This window comes from Aquimarina sp. AWH4_224 (genome assembly GCF_056160245.1).
Window position 1 is genome coordinate 51,091 of sequence record NZ_JBSWWU010000017.1, and the last position, 18,943, is coordinate 70,033.

14 protein-coding genes are annotated in these 18,943 nt (G+C 34.7%); 3 read left to right on the forward strand and 11 right to left on the reverse strand.

Annotated elements, in window-relative coordinates:
• Positions 1-53: 53 nt before the first annotated feature.
• Both ACXAGJ_RS23040 and istB read left to right on the forward strand, forming a co-directional pair.
• Entirely contained in the window at positions 54-872 is an 819-nt protein-coding gene (locus ACXAGJ_RS23040) for a Mu transposase domain-containing protein (RefSeq protein ID WP_474843339.1), read from the forward strand.
• A 92-nt stretch (positions 873-964) separates the two neighbouring features.
• The gene (gene istB, locus ACXAGJ_RS23045; RefSeq protein WP_474843341.1) at positions 965-1,684 is read left to right on the forward strand and encodes an IS21-like element helper ATPase IstB; all 720 of its coding nucleotides are present in this window, start codon (positions 965-967) and stop codon (positions 1,682-1,684) included.
• 19 nt (positions 1,685-1,703) lie between these two features.
• Here istB and ACXAGJ_RS23050 read toward each other — a convergent pair whose 3' ends face one another.
• The 6 genes from ACXAGJ_RS23050 to ACXAGJ_RS23075 all read right to left on the reverse strand — a co-directional run bounded on the left by ACXAGJ_RS23050 (position 1,704) and on the right by ACXAGJ_RS23075 (position 6,962).
• Complete coding sequence (locus ACXAGJ_RS23050) at positions 1,704-1,964, reverse strand: hypothetical protein (protein ID WP_474843343.1); 261 nt, start codon at positions 1,962-1,964, stop codon at positions 1,704-1,706.
• Positions 1,965-1,994: 30 nt separating this feature from the next.
• Positions 1,995-2,387 (reverse strand): transposase, encoded by a 393-nt coding sequence (locus tag ACXAGJ_RS23055; protein WP_474843345.1) that lies wholly within the window; start codon positions 2,385-2,387, stop codon positions 1,995-1,997.
• A gap of 83 nt (positions 2,388-2,470) precedes the next feature.
• Positions 2,471-2,875 (reverse strand): PaaI family thioesterase, encoded by a 405-nt coding sequence (locus ACXAGJ_RS23060; RefSeq protein ID WP_474843347.1) that lies wholly within the window; start codon positions 2,873-2,875, stop codon positions 2,471-2,473.
• A gap of 276 nt (positions 2,876-3,151) precedes the next feature.
• Entirely contained in the window at positions 3,152-4,039 is an 888-nt protein-coding gene (locus tag ACXAGJ_RS23065) for a carboxypeptidase-like regulatory domain-containing protein (protein WP_474843349.1), read from the reverse strand.
• Between the two features lie 208 nt (positions 4,040-4,247).
• Positions 4,248-5,993, reverse strand: coding sequence for an N-acyl-D-amino-acid deacylase family protein (locus ACXAGJ_RS23070; protein WP_474843351.1), 1,746 nt, complete (start codon positions 5,991-5,993; stop codon positions 4,248-4,250).
• 168 nt (positions 5,994-6,161) lie between these two features.
• Positions 6,162-6,962, reverse strand: a complete 801-nt coding sequence (locus ACXAGJ_RS23075; RefSeq protein WP_474843353.1) for an alpha/beta fold hydrolase — start codon at positions 6,960-6,962, stop codon at positions 6,162-6,164.
• A 95-nt stretch (positions 6,963-7,057) separates the two neighbouring features.
• Between ACXAGJ_RS23075 and ACXAGJ_RS23080 the strand changes: the two genes are divergently transcribed.
• On the forward strand, positions 7,058-7,657 hold the full coding sequence (locus tag ACXAGJ_RS23080) for a TetR/AcrR family transcriptional regulator (RefSeq protein WP_474843355.1): 600 nt from the start codon (positions 7,058-7,060) through the stop codon (positions 7,655-7,657).
• A 143-nt stretch (positions 7,658-7,800) separates the two neighbouring features.
• Here ACXAGJ_RS23080 and ACXAGJ_RS23085 read toward each other — a convergent pair whose 3' ends face one another.
• The 5 genes from ACXAGJ_RS23085 to ACXAGJ_RS23105 form a co-directional block, all read right to left on the reverse strand.
• The gene (locus ACXAGJ_RS23085; RefSeq protein WP_474843357.1) at positions 7,801-9,738 is read right to left on the reverse strand and encodes an IPT/TIG domain-containing protein; all 1,938 of its coding nucleotides are present in this window, start codon (positions 9,736-9,738) and stop codon (positions 7,801-7,803) included.
• A 215-nt stretch (positions 9,739-9,953) separates the two neighbouring features.
• On the reverse strand, positions 9,954-12,596 hold the full coding sequence (locus tag ACXAGJ_RS23090; RefSeq protein ID WP_474843359.1) for a T9SS type A sorting domain-containing protein: 2,643 nt from the start codon (positions 12,594-12,596) through the stop codon (positions 9,954-9,956).
• Positions 12,597-12,878: 282 nt separating this feature from the next.
• The gene (locus tag ACXAGJ_RS23095) at positions 12,879-14,003 is read right to left on the reverse strand and encodes a hypothetical protein (RefSeq protein WP_474843361.1); all 1,125 of its coding nucleotides are present in this window, start codon (positions 14,001-14,003) and stop codon (positions 12,879-12,881) included.
• 72 nt (positions 14,004-14,075) lie between these two features.
• Positions 14,076-14,576, reverse strand: a complete 501-nt coding sequence (locus ACXAGJ_RS23100; RefSeq protein ID WP_474843363.1) for a hypothetical protein — start codon at positions 14,574-14,576, stop codon at positions 14,076-14,078.
• A 38-nt stretch (positions 14,577-14,614) separates the two neighbouring features.
• Positions 14,615-18,427 carry a T9SS type A sorting domain-containing protein gene (locus tag ACXAGJ_RS23105; RefSeq protein ID WP_474843365.1) on the reverse strand — a complete coding sequence of 1,271 codons (3,813 nt, stop codon included), beginning with the start codon at positions 18,425-18,427 and terminating at the stop codon, positions 14,615-14,617.
• Between the last annotated feature and the right edge of the window lie 516 nt (positions 18,428-18,943).

Below are 18,943 nucleotides of genomic sequence, written 5' to 3' on the forward strand. Positions count from 1 at the left end.
AAATCCGCAATAGTCAAAGCTAGTAGGTATGAACCAAGTATCAACAGGGGGGTTTGGAGGATTTTGCAAATCATTACCAAACTACTGTAACCCCTGCAAGGGTTCGAAAGCCACAAGACAAAGCACTTGTGGAAAACCATGTAAAACTTGACTATAGTCGGGTATATGCAAAACTTCGCAAACAAACATTTTTTGACCTGCCCACTTTAAACCAGGCTATCAAAGAAAAAATGAAAGCTCATAATCAAACAAGAATGCAGCGCAAGAACTATTCTAGAGAAGAGAAATTTCTTGCAGATGAAAAGCACACACTACAACCCCTGGTAAAAGATGATTTTGAGATAAAGTATTATAAAAGTCTTAAAGTAGCCCACAACAACCATATCTATCTCAGTACTGATAAACATCACTACAGCGTTCCTTTTACCTATATTGGAAAACAAACAAAAGTCATTTACACTAGGAGTCTAGTAAGGATTTTTGCAGAAGAAGGAAAACAAATAGCTATTCATCCCAGAAGCTTCAAAAAATCAGGATATACTACCCAAAAGGAACATCTGTGCTCACACCACCAATATTACAAGAAACGTAGCCCTACCTATTACATACAAAGGGGCTACGATCACTCGGAAACATTGTACCAGTATATCAACAACCTGTTCAAACAAGATAAATATCCTGAACAGCTCTACAGGACTTGTGAGGGGATATTGAACCTTGCCAAGAAAACGGAAAAGAAAAAATTTATACTAGCTCTTGAAATTGCATTGGAACATAGCAATTACTCCTACATATTCTTAAAAAGGGTTTTTAGAAAACAAAATGACCCGGGTCAAACAAAAAGTCCCGGACGATCCACTGCCCAAACATAAAAATATTAGAGGAGCTTCTTCTTATAAATAATATAAAAACAGATTCATTAACCCACCTGCAAAAACTAAGCAGGTATAAAATCAGATAACAAATGACAACTATTGAAGCCCATTTTAAACAATTGCGCTTGCTTGGAATGTCCAGCAGATGGGAAGCTTTTATGGAAACCCGGCAACATCATGGCCTTTCTCTAAGTGAAGGGTTGGAAATACTATTGCAAGCTGAAGAAGAAGACCGCGCCAATAGGGGGTTTGAACGCTTAAAAAGGACTGCTAAATTTAGATATAGTGCTACTATAGAAGAACTGGGCTTCGAAGCTAAAAGGGGATTGAATAAATCACAAATCACAGAACTGGCCACTGGAGAGTATATATCCAAAGGGGAATCTATACTGATCACAGGAGCAACAGGGTGTGGTAAAAGTTTTGTGGCATCAGCACTGAGACATAGGGCTTGCTCTCAAGGAACAAAGGTCTATTACTTTAATACTCAAAAACTGTTTATAAAAACAAAAATGGCAAGGCTTGATGGGAGCATATTCAAACTATTTGAACGCATCGCCAAAGCTGGTCTCCTAATACTTGATGATTTTGGATTGGCAAACTTAGACAAAAAACAGCAAATGGATTTAATGGAAATTATCGAGGATAGGCATAGTAAATCCTCAACTATAATATCCAATCAGCTCCCTGTAGCCAGCTGGTACGATGTAATTGGAGAGGCTACTATTGCTGATGCAATTTTAGATAGGCTGGTACATACATCACACCGAATAGAACTCAAAAGAGAAAGTCTAAGAAAAAAACTGTAATTTTGTCATAACTTATCTTTTAAAGACCAAAATCTACAGAGGGGTCAGCATAACCATAAAGGGGGGCAACATCATAGTTATATCCATTAAAGCAAACATTAGCGTTAATTTGTTTTAGATCGCGCGCTTTTCTAAATTCCTTGGAATCAAATCCTGCATCAGCGTTTAAGAATAGTCCTTCTGTTTGTGTCTCCGCATCTTCAAGAGTTGCTGTAACTATTTCGAACCGCACTTCAATAATGTAAAGGTCGTTATAATGTCCAGCTACAGGTTCTGACATAGCAAGAGGTAATCCCTGTCTATCGCTAAGCTAGAGGGCATTAGTAGTCTTTCGTTTTTTTCTTCCTTGATATTCTACATCTTGACCACCTCTAACTGCCGGAGTATGGCTTCCATCTAGGTCAACACTAGAAGGATCTAAATGATTTTTATTTTTTCTTAATAATTCAATCCAACATCCTTGCCATACTGAGGATAAACACCATTTTCTGTAATGATAATACACCGATTGCCAGCTTAATATTCGCATTCCAAAAAGTGCTTTTACTGGTAATTGCCTCCACTGAACTCCTGTTTTAAGCTTGTAAAGAATGGCATTAATGATTTCTACCAAGGGAACACTTGGTGGAAAACCTCTTTTTGTTTTTGGGATATATGGAACAATTTCAAATTCTATCATATCTTTGTCAAGTACTGTATACATAAAGGGTTGGTTTTAGATTGTTTACGTGTGGTAACGCAAATATCTACAACCCTTTTATTCAATTCAAAAAAGTTTAAACCACTTCAATGTTTTAAAACTGCTATAACAGTTGCTGTCATTTTTGCAATTAATTTGGTCTGACTATCATCATATACATACCCTTCGCAAACTGTTAAAGTCCTACCTGATTGTAATACTTTTCCTATGGCAATAATTTTATTGGTTAGAGCAGGCTTTAAAAAATTAACCTTGAATTCCGTAGTCAAAACTTCCATATTCTCAGTCATCATTGTTAGAGCAGCATATCCGCAAGCGCTATCCGCAATGCTAGTGGTTACTCCTGCATGAAAAAAACCATGTTGTTGGGTCATTGCTTTCGAAAACTCGCAAATGATTTTAACTTGACCTTTTTCAACTTCAATCATCTTAGCATTCAATAACTTCATAAAGCCTTGTTTTTCAAAACTCTTTTTTATTATTTCTTTCATTATCGTGAGTTGTTTTATAGTAAAGGTGCTAACACCTTCAATTGTTAGTTTTCTGCTTTCAGAGAAAAGGTTAAATGATATAGCCTCATCATATGACGCCTAAGGACACTTTAGTATGTTCTCTGTTTACTTCGTGACTCCCGCCCAGATTTAAGTACTGGTTAAAAGCATAAAACCTGAGCTATACTGACCTCCTCCCAGATTTAGGTACTGGTTAAAAGTAAGAAATCCGAGCTATTTCTTCATGATGGCCTACCAGAAAGTAAATGCATACTGCTACCTATATTTATGTAAGGTGGAACGTTTTACCTTACTCTCCACACCTGAATGTTTAGGTTCCCTTTTATAAACGGCAAAAGCAATTGAACTTCCTCTTCTTTTTTTCCAATACTGTTTTGCAGTAGTTCTTGTATAGATAGGCAAGCCATAAGTTACAAAGATAGAAGAAGGGATTCTACTGAAAAAAACACCTTTTTTCTGCTCAAAAGAAGTAAGAAACTGCAAAGACACCAACGCATCATACTTCAATTTTATTCCATATTCAGTTAAATCAAACTTGTATAACTTCGGTTTGTCTATTGTTATATAAATAGGCTTTTTCAATACGTTCTTGGTAATAGAATCATCCTTAAATTCATAAACATTGATTCTAGCCTTTATTAAACCACGTTCATTTTTTGCCAGATGAAAAGCAAATGAATCTATATACATTTTTCGTTTTGGATTTTTGACCATTACAGCAATTTCATTACCTCCTTGATTCAATTTCCATCCTATGTGAACAAAATTTAATCCTTTTTTATAGCCCACCCATCTCTTTTTCAATTTCGTAGTATTAATGGTAACCTCTTCTAAGTCATTGATAGCTGGAAAAAGTTGAATTGCGACTTTTTTTTGTGTGACTAGATCTTCAAGAGCATAAGTTCGATCCTGATATCCTATATGCGAAAACACAACCTTGTATTGTAAGTTAATATTTGATATTTCTAAACTGAAATATCCTTCTTCATCCGAAACTGTGCCCAAATCAGTTCCCAAAATACTAATATTAACATACTTCAAAGGTTCATCTAATTTGTTTTGTACAGATCCTACCACATGTTCTTGAGCAGATATACTTAATACAAAACAAGATATAGCAACGAGTAATAAAGAACTTTTCATTCGAATTATTTATATTCATAAGTCTCATTAATTAACTTTTTGTTACAAAATCTTTTGTTTTACAGAAAGTTGCAACTAAAAAAGCTATCCAAACAATAAATTCAATATTGACTTTTCCTATGACAGTAACGCGGGAGTATCAACATTTTGATTGAACAAGAAACACCCTATTTTATAGTACTGCAAACATTAACAAAAGACAATTTTATCAAGTATTTGCAGAAAGATGATTTCCCTTTAGAAATTGTCCAAATCTTTCTTTTTCAAAATCGGGTGAAAAATCATTTCCTTCCCAGGCAATTTTACCATTAATCATTACCATATCCACTACTTCATCATTACGATTAACAAGGCGATCACATCCTTGTAGAAACTCAGTAGTATGATATTCATGCACTTTATCAGACAAATGATTAGGATCTAAAATAATAATATCAGCTCGCTTTCCTTCTGCAATATGCCCTGTATCAATATTAAAGAAATCTGCATTTTCTTTAGTTAAACGCCAGACAGCCCTTTCGTAAGACATGATTGGATCTCCTTTTTCGTGAGATTCTTGCACATATCGTAAAAAACGAATAGGATTATTATAAAACGCCATATTATTAATATGTGCACCAGAGTCTGCAAAACCAATAATACCATTTTCGTCATTATAAAGCTTTTTATACTTAGACGGGTCATGATTACCAATAGTAGTTTCCCAAAGAATATCTTTATCCATTTCTATAACTAGATCAAGAAAAGTATCTACGGGATGTTGATTGCGTTCATTTGCTATATCGACAAAAGACTTTCCTATCATAGATGCATCAGGTGATTTTAAGACATATGCATCTCCAAAATCTTTTTGCCAAACTTTAGGTGCTAATTTATTTTTATAATGCTTTTTGAATTGGCGACGATATTCCAGACTCGAAATTGCTTCATTACGTTTTATAGTATCTCTCGACAAATGACGCGCTAGTTGCCCTGTTGGGAATTCTTCAAATATCACTAACTCCATTCCTTCTGCTAGTACTCTAAAAGGAACTGGAAATGTTTGCATTCGAAAATTGGATCCTAGTACTTTATTGAAGAAACCTGTTAATCCACTAAGTACAGATCGAATGTAGGGATCGCCTTTTAGATCCATCATTGCCACTACCGAAGTTTTAAGTTTCTTTCTAAAAAGAAAAGAAGCACTTTGAAATAGATACCAAAAGATATTTATTCTATTAACAATATTTGGCACTCCTTGTAAATGGGCTCTTCGCCTTCTAACAATTTTGGTAAGCGCATTTCGTTCTTTAGTTTTAGCATACGTAGCAGGCAATAATTTTGACCAATGCCTGCCATCCATTTTATCCCAAGGGTTATGTTGCATAGAAACTCCTAAGAACCCCTCATCCAAAGCATCTTCCAAATAGTTTTCCATTTGTTTGATTTCCTCTTTGGAAGGTTTTTCATCCTTATTTAGAGACCTATCGATCCCCATTACGGCCGCTCGTATATCAGAATGCCCAATAAAAGATGCTACATTAGGCCCCAACGCTAAAGTATTAATATGTGATTTCCATTCTGATGGTGTAGACCAGTTTTTTTGCTCCATTAAAATAGGATTAAGAATCTCTCTGGGAAATGCTTCAACCCTTGTAAACATATCGCAACAATCTTCAACATCGGAATAGACAAAGGATAAAGAACAACCACCCAACATAACTGTCGTTACTCCGTGCCTCACTGACTCCCTTAAACCCGGTGCTACCAAGACCTCGCCATCGTAATGTGTATGGTTATCTATAAACCCAGGCATTACCCATTTACCGGTGGCATCAATAATTTTTGTATTATCAGATACTGGGATTTCTTGCTTGCTTATTGTTTTAACTTTACCCTCCTTTACCAAAATGTTAACTATTCTGGAAGAGTTTTGTGTGCCGTCAAATAACTTACCGTTTTTAATTAATATCATAGCTTATTGTACTTTTCTTTAATTTAAATTAATTACAAACCCTACCTGAAAATATAACCTTGTGAATATTTAACTCTATTAGAGCAACCTTTTAAAAAGTTGAACCTCTCAATAATGTTCAGAAAAGTAAGTAGGATTTATTTAAATATTCAATCGTTTAATATGTTTCTATTTTTTTAAAAAAGACATCATATGTTTCGCTAATTCTTCAGGCTTTTCGGCTGCTACCCAATGACCACAGCCCGGAAGTCTAAAGACATCATGCCCATTTGCAAAGCGCTCGGCATAGCCAAAAGACAATGGGATATAAGTATCCTTTTCTCCCCAAACCACTAAAATAGGCTTTGATTCTGTAAGCGCGAGGTATTGATCTTCCCACCCTTTAAAGACTTCGGGATCCATCGCCCTGTATAACTTCAATACAGTATTTTTCATCTTTGGCGTGATATGGGGATAACTTTTATCAACGAAAGAATCAGTTAACAAAGGACCTCCTTTTTTGGTTTCTCGCCTGAATAACCACTTATTCATAAACCTATTAGAAATTTCTCCTAAAATCGGACGTCTCCAGATTCTGGCCCAAAAATGCCATTTATAATCAGAAAAGAACAGTGTATTTGTTACGGTTATTGAGCTAATTCTATCAGGATGTTTGATAGCCCAAGGTAAAGCAAAGAAAGTACCAACATCATGAATCACCAAATGAACAGATTCCTTTATATTTATGGCTTCTAAAAAAGCATGTAACCACTTTTGAAAATGTTCTAGACTAAAAACAAAATCGGACCCTATTTCTGATCTTCCAAAACCTGGTAAATCAGGAGCTATACAACGATAATTAGATTGCAGAAGACCTATTAAATCATCCCAAACATCAGCACTATCGGGATTTCCATGAATTAACAAGACAATATCTCCTTTACCTTTGTCTTTATAGAAGCATAGCTGATTATTTACAGAAATTGTCATTTTAGCAAAGTGTAATTATTGTTTAGGTCAAATATACTAATTTAGGTCAAATATTCAAAATTTGAGATAAAAATGTTAATCTTATATTTGCAAATATGATTATAAAGACGAAAAACCTAATTCTGGATACAGCATTAACTTTATTCAATAAAAAAAGTCTAGCTGCTGTGACATTGCGCACTATTGCTATAGAGCTTGGCATCAGTCAAGGAAATTTAAATTATCATTATAAAAAAAGAGAAGATATTATTTGGTTATTGTACCAAAAACTGGTTGCAGAAGTAAATGAACAATTTCAGATTCTTAATCACCAGGATATAGAAATAAGTGACCTAGGGCCATTGTTAGAACATATATTTTTAATTTTTGAAAAGTACCGTTTCTTTTATCTTGATTTATCGTATATCATTAGGCAGTATCCATCTATTAGAAAGCATTATCGCCAACTACAAACAGATCGACTAAAACAATTTCAAGATTTTTTCCGAAAAATGGAACAAAGAGGGATCTTTAGATCTGGGATCTCTTCACAAGAGATGGAGTACTTGTCGATGCGTATGTATATTTTGGGAGAACATTGGGTAACTACCAAGTACATTTATGGCAAAGGATTTTATAAAGAATTACCCCAGTATATGAAAATGTATTTTGACAGCCTACAACCGTATCTTAATACCTACAAAATGGATAAATAATATTTATTAGTTAGTACTCAACAAAACATGATTTTTTAATCAGTTGTAAACTTTAATTATACCACCTACAGAAGCTGCAATAAAAAAGGCCAGTAACTACTAATAATACTGACCTTTGATAAAATAATTTATTTTACTAATTTTTAAGGCAATCTTATTAAACTATACCCATTTTGAGTATACCCAAAATATTCCGTAAATAACCCACCTATAAATAATCTTTCATCATTGATCAGGCATAATGTACTAATACCGTTATTGGCATTAGAGCCTGAATTAAAACCTGTATCAATTGCCCCTGTTTCATCTATTAATATCAAGTTATTACTTGCTGTACTTACCATAATACGGTTATCAATTGCCGTTATATCACTAACTGTATCTCCTACCTCAAGAGAAGAAGAAAAAGAAGTATTCATCGTACCATTGCTATCGATCGCCATAATATGTGTAGCGGTTACTCCATTAAAACTCTCAAATAAACCTCCTATATATATTGTATTGTCTATATTGATCATTCTGGTGGCAGTACCACCTGCGAACCCTTGTATACCTTCAAAGATTGATTGTAGGGCTCCATCTAGATTAAAGGCAGCAATACCATTTCTAGTCTGACCATTCACCATAGTAAACCCTCCTACTACATAGATCATATCTTGATATATTATTGCACTAGTTACAGCCCCATTAAAAATAGGTGAGGTAAAAGCAGCATCAATATCACCATCATTTGTGATACGAACCAAATTAGAACCATTAGGCAACCTGCCTAATAAAAATATTCTGTTTTGAGCATCTTTTAGTATAGTATTCGCAAAAGCATCTGCAAAGGTTGCATTACGTTTTACCGGAAAGTTAAAACTATCATCTATACTACCATCTTCATTAAGACGGATCATGAGATTTTGTTCATTATTGTCATCAAGGTTTAATCTACCCGAAATTAAGATTTTATTATTATCAAGAGCCATCATGCTAACTACTTGTTGATTTTCAACACCACTATTTCCATTATAACTAAATGAATTATCAAATGTACCATCTGCATTTAAGCGTTGTATTGGTGAAGAAACAAGACCTTGAGAACTATTTCCCATAGCAGTTCCTCCTGTTAAAATACGCCCCTGCGAATCTTTTATGGAAGAAAATACTCCACCGGTCGTAAAACCACGAGTAGCTGATGGTTCTAAAAAGTCAAAGTCTGGACTACCGATTACTGTAAAATCATCAGACACAAAATCCGTATTATTTGAAATACTAATACCTTCAATTGCTCTTTCTGGAACCGTAACCTCTATTCTGGTAGATGAACGGCTTATAATCATTGCTTCTATACTTGCCCCAAATCCACCAAATAGTACTTCAACTTGTGCTGGGTCTGAAAACTGCCCTTCAATAACAACAGTTGCTCCTACTGGTGCAGAAGCTGGTGTAATATTGGCAATACTCAATCCAGAAGAACCTGTTACAGTAAAAGTAGGACCTTCTGCAAAGGTCGTTCCTGATCTATTTACAGCAACAATTCCTGTAACTGCTCCCATTGGTACTTCTACCGTAATGCTTGTTTCGGTAAGCGAGCTAATAACAGCTTCACGAGTATCTGAAAAAAACACTCTATCCCCATCTTTAAAACCACTTCCTGTAATTACTACCTCAGTACCTACCGGACCATTATTAGGATTGATACCATCTATGGTAATAGTATCTACAGAAGGTTCTTTTACTTCAATGGTCCTTGTATCTGATAGTGATCCAGAAACTAATTTCAGGATCACCTCCTCACTCGGGTTCGCAGGAGCATTTACCTTTATAGTAATGATACTGCTGGTTCCTTCTGAATCTATTTCAGTACTAACAGCAGTAAATACAGTATCATCAAAACTTATTTCAATATCATCCAATTCAGGTACTACCCCTGTTTGTCTTGCAACAATGGTAATTTGTTGATTTGTAAAAATTTCTTCAGGAGTTATGGTACTAATTTCTAAAGTTACGGTAGATTGAGAATCATCGTCATTACCACAACCCATTAAAAGGATTAGTAAGGACATGAAAGCGATTCTAAAATATGTTCTGATCATTTGTGATAGGTTTTAATTAAGAATTATGGTTATATATTAAAGTGATTTAAACTTTTTTGATTAAAAACGTGCAAACATAATAATTTCTAGTGTTAGGTAAATTAGAAATTCAAACGCACTCAGTTAAAGTATTCTTAATATCCTAGCTATAGACAATAAGAAGTGGTTTAAACCATTTCCATTAAATATTAAATTATTGAGTTCATTTCAAAGATTTACTCCTTAGTAACCAAAATCTTTTTTGTAACAACTCTGTTTGAATAGATAAACTTTACCATATACAAACCTTCTGTAGCAAACACTTCTGGAGATAGATTAACTGCAAAAGAGGTTTTGTTTAATTCTTTTGAGTTTTGATTAACCACTAATTCTCCTTGAATTGTGTATATTTCTACAGCTTTTAATTCATCATTATTAGCTATAGTTTTCAACTGTAAATTATCTCCTATTTTAACAGGGTTGGGATAAGTTACTATTGAATTATCAAATTGTTCTGAGATCTCTTCTTTGTTTAAAGTTCTATTCCTTGACGGTATTTTTCTTTTCCAGGCACCGGCACCTGCAGTTGAAACGTATAAGTAATCTGTACCATTTTCAGGTACAATTCTAGCAGAAGTAAGCCCTCCAAAATGCAAATCACCGGTAACATCGGTCCAGTTTATATCGGTGCTATTGTTACCTTTCATTGTTCCCATAAAAACGCCATATGCTTTTTGCATTTTATGATCATAGTATGACATAAAAATTTTATCTTTATATCCAATGATTCCCCCTTTATTGGTAAATCTAAAATCATTTTGCACAAGAGGAAACCAAGAGTTAGAGCGTAGATTTTTGGCTATCTCTTTTGTGAAAACAACTTTCCACGTTTCACCTTCATCTAGGGATAAGGCTCCAATAAAATTAGTACCATCACCTCCGCTATTCGATGTTCTCCCAGAATAAAACAAAAATGTTTTCTGATTGAAATTCCAAACAGATATTTCAGAATCCCAACCACTACCGTTGTATATTTTTGACCAAGTCCAATGTCCGTTTTTCTTTATTCCTTTATATACTCCCTGGTTTCCTTGTGTAGCATTAAGAAAAACAATATTTTCATTAGTTGGATGCGGAGCAATAGTTTTTACAGATTTTACCTGGTTAAGAACTCCATTACCAATCCTATGAACCTTGGGTTCTTTTCCGTTTGTCACATCATTATAGGCTTTGCTAAGATTAGGAATTGAATACATCCCATTATTGGTAGAAAACATAAATAATCTCTTCTTATTAACAGGAGAAACTGCAATATCTCGCATGACAGCATTTGGCAGGTTTCCTTTTTTTTCAGGTCCTCCTGCGAGCAAAATCCATTGGTCTTTTGGAGAGTGATGTGTTAGCTTTTTGACCATGAGATATCCTTGCGAAGCATTACCGCCATAACCTGGTGATGTCTGAGCAACTACAAGTGGTGTTCCTGAAGCTTCACCTATATCTACAGCCTGTACATCAGACAGGCTTGGGTTTCTTCGATGTTTAATATTAGACCAGGAAAATCCATGATCCCAACTTTCTACAAAACCATTATCTGCTTGCCCTTGAATAACATAATTCTTATGTTTTGCAATATCATAGGTGTATGTGCTTGCTGTACCACGGCTACTGTATGTAGGCCATTTTCTACCCCAATGAAAAACTTCAAAATTAGTATTCGGCACACAATATTTGTTATTCCATCTATACTGCTGATTATTGGCCTCTTTACCTTGAAAAATTGTTTGATTAGTCGTTGACCACACTGCCTTTTGCCATGTTTTTGGAGTATAATGGACAAATCTCGCATTAGGATGAGCATTGTCCCATCCATTATCATATCCCTGAGTTCCTTGCCATATTCTTTTCCACCCATATCTTTTTAATGAGTTTTGTTCCCATTCAAAAGTTCCTTCATATAAACCATCTCTATGTCCTTCAAAGGCAAAAATAACCTTATGTATATTCGCGGAAGATCTTGGATCTACTTCGGGGTACCAATAATTCTTAAGGCCCAAAATCTCTCCATCTCCATCTGTTATTTGTTTCCAATTAATATCAGTTAGACGTGAGGCATACAGGTATCCTCTATGCCCATTTCCCCTACTCGTGTAAATTGAATAAATTACATTACCCGATGGGTCAATAGAAATACCCCTATTTTTATTCGTATTAGCTGGAGGAGATACTATTCCCCATGATTTTCCGGCATTTGAGCTTTTAAATACTCCTTTGGCACTTCCTATATAGACTGTATTAGGATTTGTTGGGTGAAATTGAATTGAAAATATATTGCGATCAGTATTTTTAGCATCTCCAAAAAACACTTTAGTCCAAGTTTTACCTCCATCTTCAGATCGAAATATAAAAGATTGACCGCTAAAGGAAAAACCATAGAGATTAGAGGAATGAGCATCATCCCTCCAACCAATACCCGCAATGATGATATTTTTATTATAAGGACTTACTTGTACAGAGCCTATTGACACCCTTTTGGTGTTGTCTACTAATTTGAAGTTTTTTCCATTATCATTTGATATTTCTAATCCATAAAACGTGCCTACACATATCTGGTTATTATTGTTCTTTGGAGCATGTATAGCATATACCCTATTATGAGTAAGATCTCCCATAGGCTTCCAGGAAGCACCATGGTCTTTACTTTCATAAATACCCTCCATGTCGGAAGCTAAAAATAATCTCCCAGGTCGATTAGGATCACAAACAATATCTTGTACTTGCCCTCCAGCTCCAGGATTAAGAGAAGACCATTGGGCAACAATTGGCAAATAACAGTTAAGCATTGTTAGGATCAATGCTGGTAAATAAAATTTTGTTTTCATACTATATGAGTTTTGTTATAAAATTTGATTAGTAATCTGCTTACCTTTGATTGAAAAGTAGGGATTAAACTTATTGATATCCTTTGCAGGAAAAGCATACTCAAATCAACAATAATGTTAGATAAGGATATTTTTATTATTTATTGTTATTGATAAAAACAAGACACTTTTATAGATCAAAGTTTTAACACATATTTTTGATGTACATTCTATAAATGTTATAGGGTAGATTAATCATCTTTGAATATCATTTTAGCTTCTAAACAAGTCCAACATACTATCTTATGAAGTAAAAATAGACCATAGTTGTTGCCCATTAGGTCCTATAACCTGTAGATCACCATTACTGAAATCAAAATTCACTCTACTACCAGGCACATTGGTTCCAGTAGACCATATAGCTTGATTATTGCTATTCAATAAAACCATATTTCCATCGGGTTGTATCACCAGCAATTCTGCTGTGTTAGGGCCACTAGCAAACCAAATTACCTGACCGGCAGCATCTAATAAGACTAAAACTCCATCAGATCGTAAAGTAAGCTTGTAACCATTTGCAGCAGTAAGAGCTTCTCCATTATCTAAAATTATCAAACTGTTATTATCAGTTAAATCCTCTAAAAGAGTCCATAATGTCATCTCATCAGGAGATACGACTTGAAGCTCACCTGTTATGGGGTCTAATCCTGATCTACTGCCAGGAATACTAGTGCCAGTCTCCCAAATCACTTGATTATTAGTATCCAATAAAACCATATTTCCGTCAGCTCTCATCAAAAGCACATCTACAGCTGGAACTATTGGATACCATATTGGTATGTTATTAGCGTCTTGTAATGTAAATAAACCATCTGCACTTATTCCTAAACGGCTACCATTACCCGTAATAAATGAAGATGATCTTCGTAGTATAGCTCTACTACCATTTCCATTTTCTGTTCCATTATTAAAAACAGACCATATTAACTGATTATCTGGTCCTCTTAATTCTAAATCCCCATTACTATCTGAAATTACTAAAGTACTTCCTGGCACAAAAGTATTGGTACTCCATATTGCCACTCCATTTACATCTCTAAGCACTAGATTCCCACTTTTTAACAAGACTAACTCTTCTCCAGTATTAGGCCCACTATTAAACCAAAAAAAACGATCAAAGGCATCATAGTAAACAAGTGTACCATTCGTTTCAAGCTGAAGATAGGTTCCTCTAGACCCATTAAATCGTTCTCCTTTTCTAAGGATTACAACATCTTGTGAGTTCATCTTGGTGTTCCCAAAAGTTTCTCCGGTGTTTTGATCCAATGTTGGAATGTTCTCCTCTAAAGAACCAACATTACAGCTACTCAATATCAAAATAGAAGCTATAACCAAGTATACTTTTTTGATGATTTTCTGTGCTTTCATGAGTTTAATTTATTTATAAATTTTAATTATTTGTTTTTTAAACCAATTTGACAAGAGTTCACATACCCAATCTTATATCACATTAGAAATAAAAGATCCAAATACATTATTATCTTGTAAAGTATCCCCATTTTCTATACTGATTTCAGCAAAAAGCAAAAAGCGAATCAGGTTTGAGGAGGTTTGATCTTGAGAATTATATAAACTTGCATCTAAATAATATACATCATTTTTATCCTCGGTTAATAGTAACGTTATCGCTAATGTCCCTCCGTTTTCTAAGGTCCCTTGTCCTTTTAACGTCCTATCATTAATCTGTTCCACTATTTTAAAACTTCCGGTATGAGTAACAGTTATTTGTTCAAAAACAGATGATGGTGAAGGAGCTTTAAATGAAGCTTCAAAAGAATACTCTTTATCAGGATCAACTACCAGAAAATTTTGATCTGAAGATGAAGATTTTATCAGGCTTTTTGTTAAATCTGATTCTTCTATTTCCTGCTTTTCACAAGAAATAGATAAAGAAATTAGCAGTAATAATGTTAGTTTGATTACTTGATTTTTAAGAGTCATTGTTTTTCAATTTTTAAAAATTATATAATAAAGTTAAATTAATTAAGAATAATTTTCTGAGCTACTTTTTGTTTACCACTCCTAGCTTTGACAAGGTAGATACCCCTACTCAATTTTTCTAGGTCAACAAGGTTAGATGTTTTCTTTGGTATGTCTTTTTGTAGTAGTTTCTTTCCCGCTATATCATATACCTCTATCGTTACATTATGAACTTTGGTATCTATATAAAAAACACCGTTGTTCGATGGGTTTGGATGTATTTTTATTAAATCATCAGGTTGGGCGATAGTAATATCTTTATTTTCTGATACATTGCGAGTTCCTATTCCTGTAATTGAAATATTATCAAATTGAGCAGTACATAACTCCTCATTACCATTTGCTGATACTCCAAATCCTATTTTCACGGAGTCGTTCATTGATACTACCATTCTTCTGATTTCAGTCCAGGTTATTCCATCAGATGAGTGATATCCTATGAATGTATCATTGATACGATCTAATCGTACCCAATAAGGAGCAACAAAACTCTCATCAAGTGTAGAAGCGGCTCTATTATTAACCACAGATCTGCGGATATATGAGACCTTACCATTTGGAGATAATGTCATAGCGATTACCTTTGATTCTGGCCTTAAGTCTTCTCGAATAAGCACACCGGCTTTAGCCCATGGATGGGTCTGCTCTATAGAAGTTATTCTGGCAATGATAGACCCATCTCCTTGCAAATCCTGATGCAAAAAATAAAATTCATCAGCAGCATTCCAAATGTCTCTACCAGATCCATTGATGGTTAGTACATTGTTAGTATTTTCATAACTACCTGGGTATTTGACATCCCCAATATCATTAGCCAAAAACAACCTATCTGAAGAGTCTTCAACATTTTGTCCAAATGGCACATCATTAACAGAAACATTATCAAAAATAGTAGTATTCAGGGTAGCATGTACATGGGATGTTACCGCTAAACCGATTTGAATAGAAGTATTCATATTAATATTGATGGTATGTACTACTATCCAATTAATACCATCATCCGAACGATATCCTGTAAAAGTGTTTCCATTTCTTTCTAATCTAATCCAATTAGGAGTAGATTGATTGAGGTCGGAAGATATTGAAGTACTGGCATCCTCCTGAGGTCTCCAAATTTTAGAAATTCTACCATTAGGAGAAAAAACTACTGATACTTCTTTTGAACCTGCTTCAAGAGATTCTCTAATCATGACACCCGATTTGGCCCACTGATGGGTATTTTCCATACTCACCAATCTGGCAGTAATTGAGGCATTACCATTAAAATCCTGATACACAAAGTAACCATCATCAGTTGTTCCCCAAAAATCTTGACCAGCTCCTTGTAAAGTAAACACCCCTTCTGATTCTGTAAAAGCCCCATTAGCACCTACAACTCCCAAATCAGTATCCATCAGGGATCCAGACCCCGGAGGTATTAATGTAGAAACTGAAATTGATGTACTATAGTCTGACACATTGCCCGCTGCATCTTTTGCTCTAACTTTATAAGTATATAAAGTTCCCTGTTCAAGTCCTATATCACTATAACTAGTTGTACTTACCGAGGTAATGAATGTATCGTCACGAAAGATATCATAACTTATTACTTCTACATTGTCTGTGGCTGCATCCCATTGTAGATCAATCTGATTATCAGATATAGCAGTAGCTACAAGATTATCTGGAATAGAAGGAGGGCTATCATCGCTATTATTAGTATTATTAGGAAACCATCTATACATCAAAATTTTGGCCTTCCAATCGTCTTCAATAAGCAAAACATATTCAGAATCTGTTCTTTTGAAAGCGGTAAGACCATGTTTAATATCAATCCAACCTAATTGATCATGGGTCACTTCACCATTTGCTCTTAATAAGGTTACAAATTCCCCATCTGAGAGTCTATATATGCTTACTCCATTTCCATTCTCGGCTGTTCTTACATTAGCCATAAAAACGTAATCGCCTGCAACATCCATAACTTTAGTTTCCTGATTACCCCTATCAATTTCCCAAATCAAATCTCTGCTTGAAGACCAATTGTCATATCTTCTAAATAAGCGACCTGCCTGGCCATAACTAGGTGTTTCTCCATTAGTTAAAACTCCCATAATCATAACATCAGTTTCAGGATTGTAATGCACTCGCCCCCCATAGGTAATATCAGTAGTTTCTCTAAGATCATTTACCAATGGTGTTGTGTCATAAACAGGAACTCCATACTGGTTAACACTCAATAGTTCGAAATGTTTCAAAACTGCATTTTCCTGCATCACCCATATATCTCCGTTATCATCAACAGTCCAACTTTGTGGTTTAAAAAAGGAGGTATTATTATCTGTAAACTCTCCATGATTAATCTGTCCATCTCCATTAGCATCGATCCAGATGGAATAATTCCTAGGCAATATAACAGGCCAATCATCTTCTAATCGTTTCCATTTAAAAAAAGCTGCTGGTACCGCAATCTCTCCATCAAAACGAAAAACTCCCAGACTAAATCCATCCATAGTCGTGCAATACAAAAATTTATGCCCATTTTTTCTGACTACTTTATAAGCATAGGCATGTCTTTCATGAATTCTCATATCATTGGGATATTTAAATCTGTCTATAGTATACCCCTCAAAAGTGTATTCCTTTCCATTGGACTTTGTATAGTCCATTTTAAAGCGTTCATTTTTGGTGTAAATATTTGTAAAGTCACTTGGGTCAGAAGCAGCAGAATCTACAAATTCTAGTCCCAACCGCTCCCATACTAATTCTCCATTAGGTGTAAGCTTCCTAAGCACGGTTCCATGTCCATCTCTATTTGGAGGACCTATCCATGCAACATAATAATGCCCAGTATTATCCCTCCCTATTCCTGATATATAATCAAATTTATTGGGAGCGACAACACCAGATTCACCTGTAAATATAGATCTACCAAAAGTGTTTTGTAAAACTCCATTTGTATCATAGATTCTTACATGATTCCTTCCTTCTCCACTATCAGCTATTAAAATTTGATTTGTATTAGAGTGATCCAATGCCAGAGCAGTAGGATTTATTAGATCTGTAATAGATAATAGTAGTGTACCTGAAGATGTGTACTTGCTTATTTTCATTGGTGTTGTTCGTTGCAGTATCCATAGATTACCATCTGCATCCGCAATAATCTTCCCCGGCTTTTCTACAGAAAATGAAGCCCCTGAAATATGTTCTCCTGTAAAGGCGCTTATAGGATATACTCTATTTTCTTTTTCTACAGAGCAATAGAGTATATTATCAAGAAAAGTAATCCCTCTTAATCTACTATCATTAGGAGATACTTTGACAGTAGGTGTTACTTTCCCTGACCAATTAAGAGTATTGAACCTATGAGGAATTGAAGGTTGGTTTTTACCCCAAAAACGTTTTACTCCATCCATTGAAACTCTGTAGATCGTATTATCTTCGTTATTTTCATTAACTGTGATTCCTACCATCAACGATGTTCCATCTTTACCATCTGTTACTGAACCGTGGGTCTGATGCAATCTCCCTAAATCTGTCCCATTAGAATCAAATATAGTAGCTTCTCCATGGGCTTCTTCCCACCATGCAAGAGTATAAATTGTACCATCAGAAGCGACATACATATCCCTGATGTCATGAGGTACCCATCCGTTTGACCTCTGTTGATGACCAGCAGCCGATCCCCCACCCCATGTATTTCCAATCCAAGAAGTTTCATGATAGCCTTCATAAGTAGAAGAAGCTTGCCCAATTATTTCAGTAGAAGAAAAAAAAACGATAGTCCAAGAAAATACAAGCAAAAGCGAGTACATGTTTATTTTGATTTTCATTTGTAAGATTGTTAGAGTTAGTTATACTATTTTGAATTTAATAAATTCAAAAACAAATACTTGACCGTAGTTTGTAACATGTTATGAAATAGCAATGAAATGTATTTATGAAGCTATAACTAACCATTTCGCATCTATCATTTATTTGAAGTACGGAACTACTTAAATATCATCATAGATTTTAATTTCCCCGTAAAAATTCAGGATAATCGAAAGCAACTTAGTACAAATACTGATTAGTAATCTCTGGGTAAAACCATAAAACTAACTTGAGATGTCGGTCTATCAAATTTTCACAAACAAATGGTTATTTAAAATTTATTCTTGGATACAGTACCAAAATTCGGAAGAAAGTATATGAAGATGCATAACTAAGATATTTCCATCTTACCTACAACAACATCTTAAAATTCATTACAACAACAGTGCCTGTTGCACAAGTTAACAAAAATGTAAGATAGATTTGTTATTGATTTTGGATTGGTATGTTATCTTTAAGTATGCAAGGCAAGAAAA